Origin of the sequence: Streptomyces sp. BR1, assembly GCF_052373795.1 — a bacterium.
Lineage (GTDB): Bacteria > Actinomycetota > Actinomycetes > Streptomycetales > Streptomycetaceae > Streptomyces.
Map to the genome: position 1 here is coordinate 6,644,411 of NZ_CM126252.1, position 19,150 is coordinate 6,663,560.

Genomic DNA, 19,150 nt, shown 5'->3' on the forward strand with positions numbered 1-19,150 from the left:
ATCGTGAAGCCCCTTGTCAGGACGCCCTGTTCGGGCCGTACCGCAGATAGGTGAGCACCGCCGTGACCCGGCGGTGCACCTGGGACTCCTCGGCCAGGCCGAGTTTGGCGAACGTCGAGTTGACGTGCTTCTCGATGGTGGACTCGGAGAGCGAAAGCGACTCGGCGATGTTCCGGTTGTTCTTGCCCTGAGCCATCTGCCGCAGTACGTCGAGCTCGCGGCGCGTCAGCTGCGCGAGCGGTGCGTCGGCCGTACGGATATGGCTGCCGACCAGCACCTCCACGATGCGCGGGTCGATCACCGAGCGCCCGGCCGCGACCTCGCGCAGCGCGCGCAGCAGCTCCTCCAGCTCGCCGATCCGCTCCTTGAGGAGATACGCGAGACCGTCGGTGCCCTGCTGGAACAGAGCGAAGGCGTACTGCTCGTTGGCGTGCTGGGAGAGCACCACGACACCGATGCCCGGGTGGGAGGCGCGGATGGTGTGCGCGGCGGTGATGCCCTCGGTGTGGTGTTCGGGCGGCATCCGGATGTCGGCGATCACCGCGTCCGGCCGGAACCGGTCGACCGCGTCGAGGAGTTCCTCGGCCGTGCCGACGGCCGCTATGACGTCGACTTCGCCGGTGTCCTCCAACAGCCGCCGGGTTCCCTCCCGTACGAGATAGTGGTCCTCCGCGATGACAATGCGCATGCGCGCGGGGGCGTCAGGCATGGGCCGTCTCTCGTGAGCGTTCGGTGAGCTGGGCGCAGAGCGTGGTGCCGCCGCCCGGGCGGCCGGTGATGGAGAGCCGGCCGCCGACCGCCTCGATCCGGTCGCGCAGCCCGGTGAGGCCCGAGCCGAGGCGGGACGCGGCGGGCAGGCCGATGCCGTCGTCGCTGACGTCGAGGCGGAGCGAGCCGTCGACACGGGCGATCTTGATGATCACCCCGTCGGCCCGGGCGTGCTTGAGCACATTGGTCAGCGCCTCGGAGACCAGGAAGAACGCCGCCTCCTCGATCTCCGGCGCGAAGCGCGCCGAGGACACCGAGGGGTCGATCTCGACGGTGACCGGCAGGGGCAGCCGACGGGCCTTGGACATCACGGCGGCGGCGAGCCCCTGGTCGGTCAGTACGGGCGGGTGGATGCCGTGCGCGAACTCGCGCAGGTCGTCGATGACCCGGCAGGCGTCGTCCTGGAGCTCGGTGAGTGTGGTGTGCACGGTGTCACCATTGCGGCAGAGCTGGTTGCGGGCGAGCGCCAATTTGGCCACCAAGGCGACCAGTTCCTGCTGGATGCCGTCGTGCAACTGCCGCTCGATGCGCCGCCGTTCGATGTCCTGCGCCTGGACGATCCGGGTCCGCGACGCGTCGAGCTCGCACGCCTGACGCTGCACCTCGTCGACCCGGGTCGACAGCTCCGCCGTGAGCAGCGCGTTGTGGACCGCGAGCGCGGCCTGCCGGGCCAGGGTCTCGATCAGGTCCTGGTCCTCGGGCGTGAACCGGCCCTCCGCCTTCGGCCCGTACTCGATGACACCGAGCTCGTCGTCCCCGTACCGCAGCCGGACCTCGCCCCACGGCTGCTCGCCGTCCGCCGCCCGCACGCCCGCGAACCCGGCGCCGAACGGCGGACGCCCGTCGGCCCCGAGGCGCACGCACACCCAGCGCAGATCGAGCCCGTCCCGCAGGGTGAGCGCCAGCTGCGGGCCGAGCCGTTTGAGGTCGTAGGCGTGCTCCAGGGTCGTACCGCACTGGACGAGCAGTTCGAAGCTGGAGGGCCTGGCCCCGAACACCCGGCGCGCGGCGAGGCGGTTGAGCTGCCTGTGCACGGGCTGGAACAGCATGGTCGCTCCCACCGCCACCAGGACCGCGAGGCCGATCGGCAGATACTGGCCCGCGGTGAGTCCGAGAGCCGTGGTCAGCCCCAGATACCAGGCGCTGATGAGCGTCCACAGCAGCCCGTAGACCAGCGAGCGCCGGATCGCGAAGTCCATGCCCGGCAGCCGGTGCCGGAACGCCGCGTACACCAGGCCCGCCGAGATCACGATGTACGGCAGCGCCCCCAGCGTCGAACCGAAGAAGTAGGCGGGCCCCTGGTCTTCCAGCCACAGCCGGAACAGCCGTGCCGAACCGCGCGCGGCGAACACCACGAAGGCGATCAGCGCGATCACCCACACCCGGTCCGTGCGTTCCGTCCGCCCGGCCCGCTGCTCGCGCGCGTCGAGGAGGGACCGTACGAGCAGAAGGCCCGCGCCCAGACCCGGCATCCACGCCTCCGGCTGGACCAGCAGTCGCGGCAGCAGCCAGTCCGAAAGACCCAGCGCCATCATCGTCACGGGATAGGGCACGAGCAGCCAGAGCGCGCGCAGGACCACCCGCTCGTAGCGGTGGCGAACGTGCCCGTCGGGGAGCAGGGCCAGGAGTCGGCAGAGCATGATCGCGGCGAGTACGTCGAAGATCCGGGCGATGCCGAGGACGGCGAAGGAATGCGGTGTGCTGGAGCGCCAGCCGGTCGCCGGGGGGAGCTGGAGCGTGAAGCGCACGGCCATGCCGATCGCCCCGAACGACCCGGCGGCGAGCAGCCGGCGGGCGACCGGATGCTGCGGGGTGTGCCACGACAGGGAGAGCCCGGCCACGTAGACGGGCAGGATGCACGCCAGGCTCCACGGCAGCGTCTGCGCGGCGGAGATCCACACCCCGGCCGGTATCCCGTACAGCAACCCCAGCCCGCCACAGACCGCGAGCACGCGCATCGGCCGTCCCTCACCAGGCGATTGCATTGTGCCATTTTCCCGGGGCGCCGGGCCGTCTGTACAGAAAGCCTGCCCCACCGCCCGTATGGCGGACAGCCTCCATACGGGAGCGAGGCGACCCGCGTTCCCCGTGCTGGTGCCGCCGCCCACACTGAAGCGGTGGAGTCCGGCGGGACGGGGAGCCGGACCTCCGGTTCACGCGCCCGACCAGCGCGCCGGCGGACCCCACCCGTGAGCACACGGCGAAGGAGCACCGTCCGACGGGACGGGGCAAGGGGGACAGATGAGTACCGCTCAGATGGAAGCACCCGGCCAGGAGTTCGCCGCGACGGAGGAGGAACATGCGGGGCCGCCACGGCAGCTGGGGGTGCCGCCCCGCCCGGCGGCATCGCAGGGCGGCGGCATGCTGGACGTGGCCGAGGGGGGGCGGCTGGCCATGACGTACCAGCTGCTCGGCGAGCCCGCCCGGGTGCTGGAGATCCACCGGCGTACGCACTTCACGGGGGCCGCGACACCGGACGAGATCGTGGCCCTGTCGTGGGCGGCCGTCGCGTTCTGCGCCCACGGCGAGCCGGGCCGGGCGCAGACGGTGGCCCGGCTCGTGGTGGGGGCGCTCGGGCACTGCGCGGAGGCGGGCGCGCAGGCGGTCGGGCACGCGGCGGCCGCCGTGGTGGCGGCGTGCGACGGTCGGGGGGCCGTCGCGGAGCACCACCGGGAACTGGCCGAGCAGGCGGCGTGTGCGTCGGGGGACCCCGCGCTCGTCCTGCTGGTCAGGGCCGGTGCAGCGCAGGAGCGGATCGAGCAGGGCGCCGCCCGCGATGTGCTCGCCTCGCTCGACACGGCGCTCACGGCGGCCGCCGCCGGACCCGACCGCACCGAGCTGCCGCAGCTGCGCCTGGCCGCCGAGTGCCTGCGCGGCGCAGCCCACCTGGCGCTGGGCGAACTCGACTACGCGGCAGCCGAGTTCGGCCGTTCGCTGGCCGGATACCAGCGGCTCGGCGAGGCGCTGGGGCATGGCGCGCTCGGTGCCCAGGCGCTGCTGGGGCTCGGCGATGTGCACCGCGAGCGCGGCGCGCTGGGGCCTGCGCGGGCCGCCTATCAGGAGGCGGTGGTACGGGCCGAACAGTGCGGCGACCGTCAGGTGCTGGCGGCGGCGCTCACCGGGCTCGCGCTTGCGCGCGGCGCGGAGGAACCGCGCGCCGCCGCCCTGTTGGCTCGGCGCGCGGTCGCCCAGTGCGCGGGCCGCACCCGGATCAGGGCGCTGGTCGCGGCCGGCTGGGTCGCGCTCGCCGACGAACGGCCGGAAACAGCGGCCGATGCGGTACGGCAGGCGGCAGGCGAGCCCGGCGCCCAGGGCTGTCGCACGGTCTTCGCCGAGCTCCTGGAACTGGAGGCGATGTGCACCCGCGAACCGTGCGCGCGCGAACGGCTCCTGGAGGACGCCGAGGCCATGTGGACCGCCGCGCGCCGCCCGGTCGCCGCGGCCAGGACGGCCTTCGCCCGCGCCCGGCTGTCGGGCTCAGGTGGTGCCCGACAGCGTGAAACAACCGCCCGGCTGCGCCAGTTGGGCATCCCGGAGGCCGCCGCCGACGCGGCCGGACTGCTCAACCGCGCCACCGCGGCCCGCCGTCACTCCGCCGCCGTGCGGGTGCTCGGCGGCTTCCAGGTGCTGCGGGACGGCAGCCCGGTCGGTCCCGAGGAATGGCAGTCCAAGAAGGCCCGCGACCTGCTCAAACTCCTGGTGGCGCGGCGGGGGTTGCCCACGCCCCGCGAGGTCGTCGTGGAGGCGCTGTGGCCCGGTGAGGAGCCGTCCCGGTGCGCCAACCGCCTCTCGGTCGCCCTGTCGATCGTCCGGCTGGTGCTCGACCCGGAACGCCGCCTCGCACAGGACCACTTCATCGCCGCCGACAAACACGTCATCGGCATCGCGCGGCTGCGCGTGGACGTCCAGGACTTCCTCGCGGCGGCCCGGCACGCCCTCGCGGTCGCCGAACGCTCCGGCGGCCACGCCTTCGCCGCGCTCGCCGACGCCGAACGCCTCTACCGGGGCGACGTGCTGGAGGACGAGCCGTACATGGAATGGGCGGTCGCCCTGCGCGAGGAGGCCCAGGCCGTCCACACCGAACTGCTCGTCCGGCTCGCCACGGCCGCCGCCGAGCGCGAGGACCACCACGCCGAGGTCCACTTCCGGCTGCGGCTCCTGGAACGCGACCCCTACGACGAGGAGACCCACCTGGGCCTGGTGGCCCTGCTCGCGGAGGCGGGCCGGCACGGCGAGGCCCGGCGCCGCTACGCGCTGTACGCGGACCGCATGCGGGAGATCGACGTGGCCCCGGCCGCCTTCCCGCGCCCGGGTCAGCGCGGTGCGGGCCGCGACTGATACAGCCGGGCGTGATAGCGGCCCGCGCTCTCCAGGCCGATCGGATCGTGCCCCGCCAGCACGGTCTGCCCGATGGCGTGGTCCCGCTCCACCGGCCCGGTGAACAGCCGCTGCGGATAGGCCCGCGACGGATCGGACTCGGTGACCAGACCGTGCGCGGCCAGCGCGGCGCACACCGACTCGTACGAGAAGGTCCGCAGGGCGAAGGCGCTCACCCACACCGGCCGGCCCGCGCAGCCGAGCAGGGCCTCGAAGGTGCGGTGCGTGACGTAGCCGATGCCTCCGGTGACCGTGATCAGTCCGGTGCGCGCCATGGCCGCGCGCAGCTGCTCGCTGGGCGGGCGGGCCTCCAGGTTCTCGGCGTACGCCTCGTCGAGCAGCCCGACCGCCAGCGCGTAGCCGACGGCGTGCCGGGCGGCGTCGAGCCCGATGACGGGAGTGGCGTCGGCCCGGCGCCGGGAGGCGTAGAACCGCCGGTCGCGTGCGATGAGTTCGGCGACCGACAGGTGCTCCGCCTCCGGTGCGGTGTAGTGCGCGTACAGCTCGGCGAGCGTGAGGTGGTGGTTGAGGAGAGCCGCGTTGATCCCGTACGAGCAGCACAGATCGAGCACCGTGACCGGTCCGCCCGGGCCGTGCGCCGCCGCCCGGAGGGCCAGATCGCGGCGGAAGACTTCCTGCGCATGGTGCGGAATCTCGTACTCCAGTGGCGCGAGCCGGCGGAAGTAGGCGCGTGGGTCGGGCTCGTCGTAGATCTCGTCGAAACGGGTCTTGCCCGCTGACACGTGGCTCGTTCCTCGGCTCATGGGCGTACCTCCGCAGGCTGGGGGCAGATGTTCCGCGCCCGAACCTCTATCGGACTCCTGGAGTACGCCGATAGGCCGCCGGGTGCGAACCGGCCACCCGGCCCGCCGCGCCGTGGGCCGTCGTAGGCTGTGATCCATCATGAGTCTCTTCGCCATCAGTGACCTGCATGTCCGCCATGCGGAAAACCGCGCGATCGTGGATGAGTTGCGGCCCGAGTCGCCCGACGACTGGCTGATCGTCGCCGGGGACGTGGGCGAGCTGGCCGACGACGTCCTGTGGGCGATGGAACGGCTCGCCGAGCGCTTCGCGACCGTCGTGTGGACACCGGGCAACCACGAACTGTGGACCCCGCCGCGCGACCCGGTCCAGCTGCGCGGCGAGGACCGCTACCGGTATCTGGTGGAGCGGCTGCGCGATCTCGGGGTGGCCACGCCCGAGGACCCCTATCTCCAGTGGCCGGGCCCGGACGGGCCGGTCGTGGTCGCGCCGCTCTTCGTGCTCTACGACTACACCTTCCGCCCGGACGGTACGCACACCAAGGAAGAGGCGCTGGCGGCCGCACACGGTGCGGGCGTGGTGTGCACCGACGAGCATCTGCTCCACCCCGACCCGTACCCCAGCCGGGACGCCTGGTGCCGGGCCCGGCTCGCGTACACGCGCTCGCGCCTGGACGCGATCGAGCCGACGCTGCCGACGGTGCTGGTCAACCACTTCCCGCTGGTGCGCCGGCCCACCCGGGTCCTGCGCTACCCGGAGTTCGCCCAGTGGTGCGGAACCGAGGCCACCGCCGACTGGCATGTGCGGTACCGGGCGGCCGCGGTTGTCTACGGGCATCTGCACATACCGCGCACCATCGACGTCGACGGGGTGGCGCACACCGAGGTGTCGCTCGGCTACCCCCGGGAGTGGGGCAGCCGGTCGGCCCCGCCACAGGGGCTGTGCCGCATCCTGCCCGAGCCCGTCACGGCCGCCCGATGGTGAGCGGCGGCCTGCTGGAGGGCCTGCTCCCGGCGGACGTGGTCGTGGTGGAACTGTTCGCCGACCCGCCGTCGGTCGACCTGTTCCCGCAGGAGGCCGAGATCGTGGCACAGGCGGTGGACAAGCGCCGTCGCGAGTTCGCGACGGTACGGCTGTGCGCGCGCACCGCGCTGTCCCGGCTCGGCCACGCCCCGGGCCCCATCGTGCCCATGGACGAGGGCCCGGCCTGGGCCCGCCGCGCCCCGCGCTGGCCGGACGGCATCGTCGGCAGCATGACCCACTGCGACGGCTACCGAGCGGCGGCCGTCGCCCGCAGCTCCCAGGTGGCCTCGGTGGGCGTGGACGCCGAGCCGAACGCACCGGTCCCCGACGGCGTACGCGACATGGTGACCCTCCCCGAGGAACGTGCGACCCTCGACCGCCTCGCCCTCTCCCACCCGGACGTGGCCTGGGACCGCATGCTCTTCAGCGCCAAGGAAAGCGTCTTCAAGGCCTGGTTCCCCCTGACGGGCCGCTGGCTGGACTTCACCGACTGCGTGATCACCCCGGACCCCGAACACGGCACGTTCACGGGCGAGTTGAAGGTGCCGGGTCCGGTGGTGGACGGCGTGTGCCTTGACGGCTTTACGGGCCAGTGGCGCAACGTGTCGGGGCTGGTGGCGACGGCGGTGGTGGTGGCGCGGACGTAGTGGGTGGTGGTCCGTACGTAGTGGGGTGCCATTTAGGGGCGCGGGGCTGTGTCATTGTGCGGCTCCGCCGCGTGGGCGCGACCAGCCCCCACGGTCCGCAGCCGAACACCTAGCTCAAAGAACGCCCGCGCCAGCGATGTGGTCGCGAATCTCCCCGGCGATAGCCGGAAGATGCCCGTCCACAAAGAAGTGCCCACCAGCGAACACCTGCATACGGAACGAACCCGACGTATGCCGCTCCCACAGCGCGACCTCATCGAGATCGACCACCGGGTCATCGTCCCCGGACAGCGCGACGATCGGACACGTCAAAGACGACCCGGGCTCGGGCCGGTACGTCTCCAGCGCGTGGTAATCGCCCCGCAACGCCGGCAAAATCATCCGCACCAGCGCCTCATGGGCGAAGACCTGATCGTCGGTCCCGCTCAGCCGCTTCAGATCCGCCAACAGGTCCTCGTCGCTGCCGAGATGGATACGGCTGTCGCGACGGACCGAGGGAGCACGGCGCCCGGAGGCGAAGAGTCCGAGCGGAACGACGCCCCGCCGCTCAAGCCGCACCGCGACCTCGTACGCGACGGCCGATCCCATGCTGTGGCCGAACACCGTGACGGGCCGGTCCAGCCACGGGACCAGCTCGTCGACGATCCGGTCCGCCAGGGTGGATATCTCCGTGATGCACGGCTCGTTGAGCCGGTCCTGGCGGCCGGGGTACTGGATCGCCAGCACGTCGACGTCGGGTGCCAACGCCTGGGAGACCTGGAAGTACGCCGTGGCAGAGCCGCCCGCGTGCGGGAGGCAGACCAGCCGGGTGGCGGCCTGCGGGGCGGGGTGGAACCGCCGGATCCAGGGGCTGCGCAAGGACGTTCCAGCCACGTTCTCAATCCCTCTCGTCGTACACGTACTGCATTCATGATCAGCCTAGAGCCCACAGGTGGTCGTCCGGACCTCTGGCCGCTGCTACCTACCGCTTCGCCTCCACCCGACGCTGATGCACCCGGAGATGAAGGGTGGCCAGGTCAAGGAGCGGCGTGCCCACCGACAGCGCGCGGGCGCGGGCCACCAGGTCGCCGAAGATGTGCTCCACCTCCGTCGGGGAGCCGGATACGAGATCGCGGTACATGGAGGACGCGAAGGCCGTGTCGGTCTGGGTCACCAGGGCCGCGCTGGTGGCGAGTTCGCTCTCGGGCACGGGGTAGCCCGCCGCGGCCGACACCGAGGCGCCCTCGGCGAGAACGGCCGGGCCGAGCTCCGAGCCGCCGGGGACCGCGTTGACGTCGCCGACCTCGCTGCGCATCAGGCAGGTCACCGTGGACAGCGTGGTGATGAAGACCCACTTGTGCCACATCGACGCGAGGATGTCCGGCGCCACGCTCGCGTCGATGCCCGCGTCCGCGAGGACCGCGCGGACGGCCTCGGTCCGGGGCGAGGCGGAGCCGTCCAGCTCGCCGATGGTCAGGACGGCGAGGGGTGCCAGGCGCACGATGTCGCCCTCGTCGTTCAGGGTGGTGATCACCTTGGCCACGCCGCCTAGCACCGGCCCCGTACCGAAGCGCGCGGTCAACTCGTCGAGGTGGCGCATGCCGTTGAGGAGCGGCACGATCGCCGTCTGGGGGCCGACCGCCGGGGCGAGGTCGTCGATGGCCTGTTTCAGGGCGGTGGACTTCACCGACAGCAGGATCAGGTCGTACGGGCCCGTGAGTTCGTCCGCGGTGACGAGGTTCGGCGTGATCACCTCGTCCCCGCCAGCGCCGGTCAGCCGAAGGCCCCGCTCGCGCAGGGCGGCGGCGCGGCGCGGGCGCACCAGGAAGGTGACATCGCGTCCCGCCTGAGCGAGCAGGGCGCCGAAGTAGCCTCCGGTGGCTCCGGCACCGACGACCAGGATCTTCATGTGCGTACACCTTTCGTCGAATTCCAGCCGTGCGGAAGAAGCAGAAGGGGAATCAGTCGCGCAGGGGTTGCAGCAGGCGGTGCGGGCGGCGCAGGGCCAGCGACACCACGTCGTCGTCCCCGTCGCCCGTGCCGAGTCCGGGGCCAGGGGTGACGAGGGTGTCCCGCACCTCCACCGCGGTGTCGCAGCGGGTGCAGCGGCCGTCGGGCGTGAGCGGTGCGTCGTCGGCGGCGTGCCGGAAGATGCGGCGCGGGCCGGCCGTCGCGTAGTGCTCGTCGCCCCAGCTCGTGAGCGCCCGTACGACCGGCCACAGCGACACGCCCTTCGGTGTCAGCTCGTACACCTCGCGCCGCCCGGCCCCCGGCACGCGCGCGAGCACGCCCGCCTCGACCAGGTTGGCCAGCCGGTCGGTGAGCACGGCACGCGGCACCGAGAGGTGCGCCGCGAAGTCGCCGAACCGCCGCACCCCGTAGAACGCGTCCCGGACGATGAGCAGCGTCCAGCGCTCGCCGACCACTTCGAGCGAGCGGGCGAGCGAACAGGACTGGCCGGTGTAGTCGCGGGGCAGGGTCACATGTCGACCCTAGCCGAAACAGTTCGGTGAGTGAACTGAAATCTTGAACGGTCGACGTGCCCCGATTACGGTGGTCCGGACCCCCGTGTGCAGCGCGTGTTCGACCTGGTGCACGATCTGGGGGTACGTGGGGAGCTACGCGCCGATTCGACATGACTGCCCGGCGCTGTGAGCGAGGGGTTGATCAGCCAGTGTTTCAAGTTGCCGACGGTCGTCGCGACGGGGTCGAAGGCGGCCACGCGGACGACGCCGTGGGGGCGGGGGCGACAGGGGAGTCGGCCGCGACGGGCGACGGTCGTCGGGCATGGGTCGACGTGCTGCTGCGCTGTGTACGTTTCGTCGCGCGCACCGTGCGCGGAGAGTTCCACGGCATCGTCGTCGACCCCGTCCAGCAGCTGGTGAACCGGGGGATCGGGGGGCTCTTCCTGGGTGTCCTCGCCAATGTCGCGGTGATCGTCTTCCACGCCTTCGCCGCCACCCATGTGGGCTCGGTGGTCATCCGGCTGACCGGGGAGGTCAAGGCCGATCTGCCGCTCTGGCTGGCCCTGCTGCGCACCCCCGTCTCGCTGTTCGTCCCGGCCCTGGACCTGCCGGTCTGGGCGGGCCTCACCCAGCTGTTCCTCGGGTTCGCGCTCGCGGAGCTCACCCTCGGCCGCAAGCGCACGCTGGTGATCGCGTACGCCACCACGCTGGCCGGGACCATGGCCGCCCGTGTGATGATCGCGCTCGGCCCGGGCACCTTGGGCGGCCTCGGGCTGCCGCCGGAGATCGGGCAGGTGCTCGACACGGGGCCGTCGGCCGCCGTGGTGGGCCTGTTCACCTATATCTCGGTGGTCCGCCGGGCCCCCGTCGTGTTCTCGCTGACCGGTGGCTCGATGCTGTTCGAGGCGATGTACAAGCCCAATCTGGCGGGTCGCGAGCACTTGATCGCCGTCGGCATGGCCATCGTGCTCGGCCTGCTGCACGGGCGCGTGGACCTGGGCCCGGCGGCGCTGCGCCGCAGATTCCTGCGCTGGCGCAACCGCCGGGCGATGGCGGCGGTCGAGGCGACCGCCGGGGCCACGGCCTGAATCCGTCCGGGCGGAATCGGTCGTTCCTAATCATCACTTTCGTACACGAAACGCCCAGTATTTCTGTACATATCGGATAACCGGCAAACCTACACATAAAGGCCAGATAAGAGCACACTTGAGTCGCGACCGGATGTCGCAGCAGGCCAAAGACTTGCAGGCACTAGAAGGAGGCGAGTCACATGGCCGACGTCTCTCACCGACCAGGTGACATATCCGGGCACCCCGACGTATCGGAGATGCGCGACCGATACGCTGCCATGCTGCAGACCAGGGGCGTGGCGGCGGTCGAGGAGTTGGTGATCCTCGCCGGTATCTACGCGGCGATCTCCGGCTGGACCGTGCACTTCTCCGCGGCCCTTCCGACGCTCGCCCTGACGAACCTGATCGTCGGCATCGCTCTCGCGGTGGTGGGTCTGTGCATGTCCATCGCTCCCGAGCGGTCGCAGGACCTCAACTTCGTGGCCCTGCTGATGGGCGCCTGGCTGATCGTCGCTCCGTGGGTGGTCGCACGCCACCCCGGTACCGGAGCAGCCCTGAGCAACGTCATCACCGGTGCCGTCACCTGCCTGCTCGCGCTCGTCGCCGGCGGCATCCTGATGAGCAAGAACAGAAGGGCGACCTGATCCACGGCGGCCGCCCGCACGGCCGCCTTCCCCAGGGCCTCCGCCCGCGCCCGAGCGCGGCCGGGGGCCCGCACCGTGTCCCGCGTTCCCCCGCTCACCCTGCCTGACATGCGGAAGCAGTCCGCCTGTGTGACGCTGAGGCACATGGCAGATACGTTGGCGTCACAGCCTCCTGCCTCGCCGAACGGACCTCTCGCGCCGTCCAGTCTGAGTACCCGGGCCGCGCGGAATCTGGCACACACCACCAAGTCCGTTCCGCAGATGCAGGGAATCTCCTCCCGCTGGCTGCTGAAGATCCTTCCATGGGTGCAGGTGTCGGGCGGTACGTACCGGGTCAACCGGCGCCGTCTGTGCACCGTCGGCGACGGCAAAGTGGAGTGCGACTCCCAGGGGACGACCGTCCATGTGATCCCGCAGAAACTCACCGAACTCCCGTTGCTGCGCGGGTTCCCCGACGAGAAGGTGCTCTCCGGCCTGGCCGACCGATTCGAGCAACAGGACGTCGACGCGGGCGAGATCATCGTCCAGGTGGGCGAACAGGCCGACCGCGTCGTCGTCATCGCCCACGGCAAGGTCGACATCCTCGGCGTGGGCCCCTACGGAGACGAGAACTCAGAGGGGGCGCTCTCGGACGGCGACCACTTCGGCGAGCACGGCTTCACCGACGAAGAGGCCCGCTGGGAGTTCACCGCCAAGGCGCTGACACCCTGCACGCTGATGGTGCTGCCGCGCGAGGAATTCCGACAGATCGCCGACCGCTCCGCGAAACTGCGCGCACACGTCCAGGAATTCACCTCCCGGCCCGCGGAGCCGATGAACCGCAGGGGCGAGGCCGATATCGAGGTCATGTCCGGATACGAGGGCGAACTCGTCCTGCCGGGCGCCTTCGCCGACTATGAACTCAGCCCCCGGGAATACGCGCTGAGCGTCGCCCAGACCGTCCTGCGCGTCCACACCCGCGTGGCCGACCTCTACAACGAGCCGATGGACCAGACCGAGCAGCAGCTGCGGCTGACCGTCGAGGCACTGCGCGAGCGCCAGGAGTACGAGCTCGTCAACAACCCCGAATTCGGGCTGCTGCACAACGCCGACCGGCAACAGCGCATCTCCACCCGGAGCGGCCCGCCCACCCCGGACGACATGGACGAACTCCTGTCGATGCGCCGTAAGACCAAGTTCTTCCTCGCCCACCGGCGCACCATCGCCGCGTTCGCCAGGGAGTGCACCCGTGCCGGACTCGCCGTGCCCGGGGTCGAGTTCAACGGCCACCATGTGTTCGGCTGGCGCGGAGTCCCCTTTCTGCCCTGCAACAAGATCCAGATATCCCCGTCCCTCACCAGCTCGGTCATCGCGCTGCGCACGGGGGAGGAGGACGAAGGGGTGATAGGGCTGCACCAGACGGGAATTCCCGACGAGTACGAGCCCAGCCTCTCGGTCCGTTTCATGGGGATCGACGAGAAGGCCGTCATCTCCTATCTGGTGAGCGCCTATTATTCGGCAGCGGTTCTTCTGCCCAGCGCGCTCGGCGTACTGGAGAACGTCGAAGTCGGCCATTACGCCGAGGCGTCGTGATGCACACAGCGGCCCCGACGGCGCCCGCCGCGCGACGGTTCCTGACGGGACCGACCGGCCTCGGCACCTCGGCGGCGCGCAGGCACCCGCTGTCCGCTGCCCGCATACCCGTCCCGGAGCTGCACTGCCCGCCGCCACTGCGCGACGCCCCGGCCCTGGGCGCCGAGGTCAACGACCGCCTCGTCGCCTGGGCGGCGCGGACCGGGAACTACACCGGGCGCCTCGACCATCTGCGGGACGCGGGTTTCGGCCGGATGCTGATGCTGGTGTACCCCCGCACCGACGACGTCGGGCTGCTGCTCGCGATCGGCAGGTGCGTCGTGGCGGCCTGGGCCGTGGACGACTGCTACTGCGACGACGAGGGCGCCGGCGCGGCACCGGAACTCCTCGGCACGCGCCTCGCCCTCGCCACCTCGATGCTGGACCCGCCACCGTTCTCGCCCGCCTACGCCCTGGGCCTTGAGCGGGCCGTACGGCACGATCCGGTGCTCGCCGGGCTGCGCTCGGCCCGCGAGGGCCTGCTCGCCCGCGCCACCCCGGTCCAAGTGGCAAGGGCCTGCCGTGAGATGTCGCAACTGTTCCAGTCCAACGGCGCGGAGGCCGCGTGGCGGACCTCCGGGCGGCTGCCGACGGTGTGGGAGTACCTGGTCAACCGTCAGCTCGACAGTTTCGCGTGCTGCCTGGCCCTGGTCGACGCCGCCGAGGGCTATCAACTGCCCGCCGAGACCTACGAGGACCCCCGGGTGCGCCGCGCGTTCCTGCACGCCGCGCTGGCCGGCGCGATCGTGAACGACCTGTACGGGCTGGCGCGGGAGAACGCCGCACCCGGCCAGGACTTCAGCCTGCCCGTGGTCCTCGCCGCCGAACAGCGCTGCTCGCTCGCGAACGCGGTGGAGCGCAGCGCCCGGATCCATGACGACCTCATGCACGCCTTCGAGGATGCGGCCGCCGCCCTGGTCCCGGGCGCCTCCCCGGAGCTCGTCCGCTTCCTGGCGGGTCTGCGCGCATGGCTCGGCGGCAACCGCGCCTGGCACGCCACCAGTGGCCGCTACCGCGGCGTGTGAACACCCCCGCACCCAACGCCCCACGGAGACTTCCCCATGGCCAGAACCACGTCCACCACCCAGGCCCCGCCGGTGCTGCGCACCGACTACCAGAAGGCGGTGGCCGCGTACTGGGACACCCATCAGCAGGATCCGGTCAACCTGCTGCTCGGCGACGTCGACGGTCTCTACCACCATCATTACGGCGTCGGCGAGTTCGACCCGTCCGTACTCGACGGCGACGTACGCACCCGCGAGGCCAGGATCATCCGCGAGCTGCACCGCCTGGAGACCGCGCAGGCCGAGCTGCTGCTCGACCGCCTCGGCGACATCGCGCCGGACGCCCGGCTCCTCGACGCGGGCTCCGGGCGCGGCGGCACCAGCCTCATGGCGCACGGCCGCTTCGGCTGCCGGGTGGACGGCGTGACGATCTCCGAATACCAGGTGGGCTTCGCCAACGCGGCGGCCGCCGCCCGCGAGGTGGACGAGCGGGTGCGCTTCCACTTCCGCAACATGCTGGACACCGGCTTCGAGACCGGCTCGTTCCGGGGCGCCTGGACCAATGAGACCACCATGTACGTGGATCTCCACGAGCTCTACGGGGAGCTCTCCCGGCTGCTCGATCGCGGCGGGCGGTATGTGTGCGTCACCGGGTGCTCCAATGATGTGACCGGCGGCCGCTCCAAGGCGGTCAGCCGCATCGACGAGCACTACACCTGCAACATCCACCCCAGGAGCGCCTACTTCAAGGCCATGGCCGCGCACGGCCTGGTCCCCATCGACGTCGTCGACCTCACCGCCGCGACGGTCCCGTACTGGCAACTGCGGGCGAAGTCCCCGGTCGCCACCGGCATCGAGGAGGCGTTCCTCACCGCGTACGGCGAAGGCAGCTTCCACTATCTTCTGATAGCCGCCGACCGGGTCTGAGCCATGCGCCAACTCGGTTGCGACACAAGGGCACTGAGGTCACAGCGGTATGTGAGCGAGATCCGGGCGCTCCCCATATCGTGGACGCATGTCTACCGCAGAGTTGATCCGGATCGTCTCGCGCGACTCGCCGATGGCGCTCGCGCAAGTGGAACGTGTGCGGGCCGAACTCGCCGTCCTCCATCCTGATGTGGCCACCGAGGTCGTCCCGGTCAAGACGACCGGCGACAAGTGGATGGGGGACCTCTCCCTGGTCGAGGGGAAGGGCGCGTTCACCAAGGAGGTCGACGCCGCGCTGCTCGCGGGCGAGGCCGATCTCGCAGTGCACTGCGTCAAGGACGTGCCGGCCGACCGCCCGCTGCCCGCGGGGACCGTCTTCGCCGCGTTCCTCAAACGCGACGACATCCGCGATGCCCTCATCCACCCCGCCGGTCTCACCCTCGACGAGCTGCCCGCAGGCACCCGCATCGGTACCTCCTCCGTACGCCGGATCGCCCAACTCGCCGCCTCCCACCCGCACTTGCGCTGTGTCCCCATGCGCGGCAACGCCAACCGCCGGCTGGAGAAGCTGGCCGGGGGCGACGCCGACGCGCTGCTGCTCGCCGTCTCCGGGCTCGAACGCATCGGCCGTACGGATGTGATCTCCGAGGTCCTGTCGGCCGAGGTGATGTGCCCGCCGATCGGCGCGGGCATCCTCGCGCTGCAGTGCCGCGAGGGCGACCGGGAGCTGATCGACCTGGTCAGCGACCTCGGCGACCCCGACGTCCACCGGGAGGCCACGGCGGAGCGGATGTTCCTGCACGTCCTCCAGGGCCACTGCAACAGCCCCATCGCCGGATACGCCAGAGCCGCCCGCAACGGCGATCTCTCGCTGCGCGCCTGTGTGTTCACCCCTGACGGCAAGACCGTGCTCAACGCCCATGAGTGGGCGGGCCCGCTCGACCCGGCGACCCTGGGTACGTCGGTCGCGGTCACCCTGCTGCGGCAGGGGGCCCGTGAACTCATCGACTCCATCGCGCACTGAGACAAGGAAGGCCCGGACCTCGAACACCGAGACTAAGCCTATGGTCGGAGGCGATACCCGACCACAGACCGATCCGCCGAAGATCGCCCCGCCACTAACATGGCGTCACTCGCCGGCTTCGTCGTCGATGCCCAGTCCATCGGCGAAGCCGGCGAGAACGTAGGTTCAGTGGAACGTGACAGCGACTGGACCGGAGGACGTCAGCACATGATCAGCCGTACGGATGTGATCGAGTCACTGATGGCGCGATTCCCGCAGGTGCCGCGGGAGGCCGTCATCAAGGAGGACCTGCTGCGCGGAGGCATCGCCTTCGACGAATCGGCCCTCAGCGACAACGAGTCGGGAGAGGTCAAGCCGAAGTCGTACTTCATCTTCTCCTTCGACCACCGCACCCTGCCCGAGCTCGGCGAGGCCGCGCTGCGCCGCCCGCCGGAGGAGATCGTGCTCACCGGCGGCCCCTACGACCTGCGCCGCACGGTGGTGTCGGTGCGGGTCAACCCGACGTCGCCGTACCGGGTCGCGGCCGCCGAGGACGGGATGCTCGGCCTGTATCTGGACGGGAAGCGGATCTCGGACGTCGGTCTGCCGCCGATGCCGGAGTACTACCGGCACAAGCTCTCCAACGGCAAGTCCGTGATGGAGGTGGCCCCGACCATCCAGTGGGGGTACCTGATCTACCTCACGGTCTTCCGGGTCTGCCAGTACTTCGGCGCCAAGCAGGAGTGCCAGTACTGCGACATCAACCACAACTGGCGCCAGCACAAGGCCGCCGGGCGCCCCTACACCGGTGTCAAGCCGGTCGAGGAGGTCCTGGAGGCCCTGGAGATCATCGACCGTTACGACACCGCCAAGTCGTCCACCGCGTACACCCTGACCGGCGGCGCGATCACCTCACATGTGGGCGGGCGCGACGAGGCCGACTTCTACGGGATGTACGCCAAGGCCATCGAGGAGCGCTTTCCCGGCCGCTGGACCGGAAAGGTCGTCGCCCAGGCGCTGCCCAAGGAGGACGTGCAGCGCTTCCACGACTACGGCGTACGGATCTACCACCCCAACTACGAGGTGTGGGACCGGCGGTTGTTCGAGCTGTACTGCCCGGGCAAGGAGGAGTACGTCGGCCGTGACGAGTGGCACCGGCGCATCCTCGACTCGGCGGAGATCTTCGGGCCGCGCAATGTGATCCCCAACTTCGTCGCGGGTGTGGAGATGGCCGAGCCGTTCGGCTTCACCACGGTCGACGAGGCCATCGACTCCACGGTCGAGGGCCTGCGCTTCTTCATGTCGCGCGGCATCACCCCGCGCTTCACCACCTGGTGCCCCGAGCCCACCACCCCGCTCGGCAAGGCCAACCCGCAGGGCGCTCCCCTGGAGTACCACATCCGCCTCCTGGAGGCCTACCGGGCGACGATGGAGGAGTACGGCCTGACCTCCCCGCCCGGGTACGGCCCGGCGGGTCCCGGGAAGGCGGTGTTCTCGGTGAGCTCGTTCATGGACAGCCTGCCGGTCTGATTCCGGGCGGCTCGTCCGAAGCAGCGGTTGGCTGGAAAAAAAGAGGGCCGTGGCCGGGAACCTCCGGACATGGTTTATCGTTCATACATATAGGGCGGCAGCGCTACGCCGCACCGCCCGCCCATGGACCGCCCCGGCTGGCTTCCCCCGTCCAGCCGGGGCTTCTCCATGCCCGGAGCGCGACAGGCCGCCCGGGCGGTGTTGCGCATTCACCCGGATGGGGTCACGCTGGTTGCGATCCCTCCGTGATCGATTGACTACTTTCCGAGTTCTCGGGGCTGTCCAGTCAAGGACGCGGCCGGTCCGCCGGCCGCTCTGATGAGGAGCGCAGTCGTGGGCGTGGTCGTGGAAATCAACCGTCAGTACACCCTTGAGCTTGAAGCCGCCCCCGAACGGGTGCCGCAGATCCGCCGGATCGTCGCCGCACACCTTCGGTACTGGAATCTGGAGTCGCTGATCCATCCGGTCGGCCTCGGGGTGTGCGAACTGCTCGGCAACGTCCACCGGCACGCCGAGGACAAGCGCTGCACGCTGGAACTGCGCTGGACGGGACGGCGGCTGACCGCCGCCGTACTCGACCACGACCCCCGGCTCCCGGTCCTCGGCGGCGGAGAGCCGCTCGCGGCCCCCGGCCGCGGCCTGACCATGGTGGCGTCGCTCAGCGACAGCTGGGGCACGCACGCCACGGCCGACGGCAAGGTCGTCTGGTTCACCCTGCGGGTCGAGTCGCCCGCCCGGGAGCCCCTGGCCGCCGTGCCGCCCCTGCGGACACTCTCGACCGAGCGTCGGGTGCCCGTGGCGGCCATCGCGTAGTCGCGAACAGTCGGCCCGTCGGCCCTGTCAGGGGACCTCGCGCAGATACAGCGCACCGCAGGTGTGGCAGAACGGCCGCGTCTGCTCGGTCCCCCAGGCGTCGGCGGGCAACTGCTTCTCCGCCAGGTCGAGTTCACGGCCGCACATGGCCACGTCCGCGTCGCCGCGGACCATGTGCCACTCCTTCAGTGTGCTGCCCCCGGGCTCGGTCATCTCGGCGATGATGTGGTGTTCCATCGTCTGCTGCTCCTTCGTGTGGCAGGACCCGTGGGAGCCGGGCGAGCCGGGCGGGCCGTGTGCGGCACCGTCCCCACTCTGACGCCGGTCCCGGGCGCGCGCATGTCGCCCACGGGCGTCCAGGTGATCTCAGCGAGTGCCCGAACGGTTACGTAACAACCCTGCATGGGAATGAAATCGAGCTGAAACCTTCCCATTCAAGATTCAATGTTCAGGTCACTTTAGAAACCAAAGTAGAGTCGGCTTTGCGCCTTCTTCTCCATGGCCACCCATCAGCTCGTCAAGGCTTT

18 protein-coding genes are annotated in these 19,150 nt (G+C 70.7%); 11 read left to right on the top strand and 7 right to left on the bottom strand.

Annotated elements, in window-relative coordinates:
• Positions 1–16: 16 nt before the first annotated feature.
• Both ACT1U9_RS29200 and ACT1U9_RS29205 read right to left on the bottom strand, forming a co-directional pair.
• Positions 17–709 carry a response regulator gene (locus ACT1U9_RS29200; protein WP_444535608.1) on the bottom strand — a complete coding sequence of 231 codons (693 nt, stop codon included), beginning with the start codon at positions 707–709 and terminating at the stop codon, positions 17–19.
• Entirely contained in the window at positions 702–2,726 is a 2,025-nt protein-coding gene (locus ACT1U9_RS29205) for a histidine kinase (protein ID WP_444535609.1), read from the bottom strand. Before ACT1U9_RS29205 ends, ACT1U9_RS29200 begins: the two co-directional genes overlap by 8 nt.
• A 283-nt stretch (positions 2,727–3,009) precedes the next feature.
• On the opposite strand from ACT1U9_RS29205, the gene ACT1U9_RS29210 reads away from it, so the two are divergent.
• On the top strand, positions 3,010–5,106 hold the full coding sequence (locus ACT1U9_RS29210) for a BTAD domain-containing putative transcriptional regulator (RefSeq protein ID WP_444535610.1): 2,097 nt from the start codon (positions 3,010–3,012) through the stop codon (positions 5,104–5,106).
• On the opposite strand, the gene ACT1U9_RS29215 is transcribed toward ACT1U9_RS29210, so the two are convergent.
• The gene (locus tag ACT1U9_RS29215) at positions 5,082–5,888 is read right to left on the bottom strand and encodes a hypothetical protein (protein WP_444535611.1); all 807 of its coding nucleotides are present in this window, start codon (positions 5,886–5,888) and stop codon (positions 5,082–5,084) included. The genes ACT1U9_RS29210 and ACT1U9_RS29215 overlap by 25 nt on opposite strands.
• A 160-nt stretch (positions 5,889–6,048) precedes the next feature.
• Here ACT1U9_RS29215 and ACT1U9_RS29220 point away from each other — a divergent pair, with 160 nt between their 5' ends.
• On the top strand, positions 6,049–6,891 hold the full coding sequence (locus ACT1U9_RS29220; RefSeq protein ID WP_444535612.1) for a metallophosphoesterase family protein: 843 nt from the start codon (positions 6,049–6,051) through the stop codon (positions 6,889–6,891).
• Between the two features lie 8 nt (positions 6,892–6,899).
• Positions 6,900–7,577 carry a 4'-phosphopantetheinyl transferase family protein gene (locus ACT1U9_RS29225; RefSeq protein WP_444539282.1) on the top strand — a complete coding sequence of 226 codons (678 nt, stop codon included), beginning with the start codon at positions 6,900–6,902 and terminating at the stop codon, positions 7,575–7,577.
• Positions 7,578–7,691: 114 nt separating this feature from the next.
• On the opposite strand, the gene ACT1U9_RS29230 is transcribed toward ACT1U9_RS29225, so the two are convergent.
• The 3 genes from ACT1U9_RS29230 to ACT1U9_RS29240 form a co-directional block, all read right to left on the bottom strand.
• A complete protein-coding gene (locus tag ACT1U9_RS29230; RefSeq protein WP_444535613.1) occupies positions 7,692–8,450 on the bottom strand; it encodes a thioesterase II family protein in 759 nt (252 codons plus the stop codon).
• A gap of 88 nt (positions 8,451–8,538) precedes the next feature.
• Complete coding sequence (locus ACT1U9_RS29235) at positions 8,539–9,465, bottom strand: ketopantoate reductase family protein (RefSeq protein ID WP_444535614.1); 927 nt, start codon at positions 9,463–9,465, stop codon at positions 8,539–8,541.
• Between the two features lie 52 nt (positions 9,466–9,517).
• Positions 9,518–10,039 (bottom strand): winged helix-turn-helix transcriptional regulator, encoded by a 522-nt coding sequence (locus ACT1U9_RS29240; protein WP_444535615.1) that lies wholly within the window; start codon positions 10,037–10,039, stop codon positions 9,518–9,520.
• Between the two features lie 191 nt (positions 10,040–10,230).
• On the opposite strand from ACT1U9_RS29240, the gene ACT1U9_RS29245 reads away from it, so the two are divergent.
• From ACT1U9_RS29245 to ACT1U9_RS29280, 8 genes are all read left to right on the top strand, one after another.
• Positions 10,231–11,109 carry a hypothetical protein gene (locus tag ACT1U9_RS29245; protein ID WP_444535616.1) on the top strand — a complete coding sequence of 293 codons (879 nt, stop codon included), beginning with the start codon at positions 10,231–10,233 and terminating at the stop codon, positions 11,107–11,109.
• Between the two features lie 260 nt (positions 11,110–11,369).
• Positions 11,370–11,735, top strand: a complete 366-nt coding sequence (locus ACT1U9_RS29250; RefSeq protein ID WP_444535617.1) for an SPW repeat protein — start codon at positions 11,370–11,372, stop codon at positions 11,733–11,735.
• Between the two features lie 144 nt (positions 11,736–11,879).
• Positions 11,880–13,307: a family 2B encapsulin nanocompartment shell protein gene (locus tag ACT1U9_RS29255; protein ID WP_444535618.1), complete on the top strand. Its 1,428-nt coding sequence runs from the start codon at positions 11,880–11,882 to the stop codon at positions 13,305–13,307.
• Complete coding sequence (locus ACT1U9_RS29260) at positions 13,307–14,371, top strand: family 2 encapsulin nanocompartment cargo protein terpene cyclase (RefSeq protein ID WP_444535619.1); 1,065 nt, start codon at positions 13,307–13,309, stop codon at positions 14,369–14,371. The genes ACT1U9_RS29255 and ACT1U9_RS29260 overlap by 1 nt, the downstream gene beginning before the upstream one ends.
• A gap of 36 nt (positions 14,372–14,407) precedes the next feature.
• On the top strand, positions 14,408–15,277 hold the full coding sequence (locus ACT1U9_RS29265) for a geranyl diphosphate 2-C-methyltransferase (RefSeq protein ID WP_444535620.1): 870 nt from the start codon (positions 14,408–14,410) through the stop codon (positions 15,275–15,277).
• 88 nt (positions 15,278–15,365) lie between these two features.
• Positions 15,366–16,301: a hydroxymethylbilane synthase gene (gene hemC / locus ACT1U9_RS29270; protein WP_444535621.1), complete on the top strand. Its 936-nt coding sequence runs from the start codon at positions 15,366–15,368 to the stop codon at positions 16,299–16,301.
• Positions 16,302–16,508: 207 nt separating this feature from the next.
• A complete protein-coding gene (locus tag ACT1U9_RS29275; protein WP_444535622.1) occupies positions 16,509–17,810 on the top strand; it encodes a radical SAM protein in 1,302 nt (433 codons plus the stop codon).
• 333 nt (positions 17,811–18,143) lie between these two features.
• Entirely contained in the window at positions 18,144–18,623 is a 480-nt protein-coding gene (locus ACT1U9_RS29280; RefSeq protein ID WP_444535623.1) for an ATP-binding protein, read from the top strand.
• A gap of 27 nt (positions 18,624–18,650) precedes the next feature.
• On the opposite strand, the gene ACT1U9_RS29285 is transcribed toward ACT1U9_RS29280, so the two are convergent.
• Positions 18,651–18,860, bottom strand: coding sequence for a hypothetical protein (locus tag ACT1U9_RS29285; protein WP_188277695.1), 210 nt, complete (start codon positions 18,858–18,860; stop codon positions 18,651–18,653).
• Positions 18,861–19,150 lie beyond the last annotated feature (290 nt).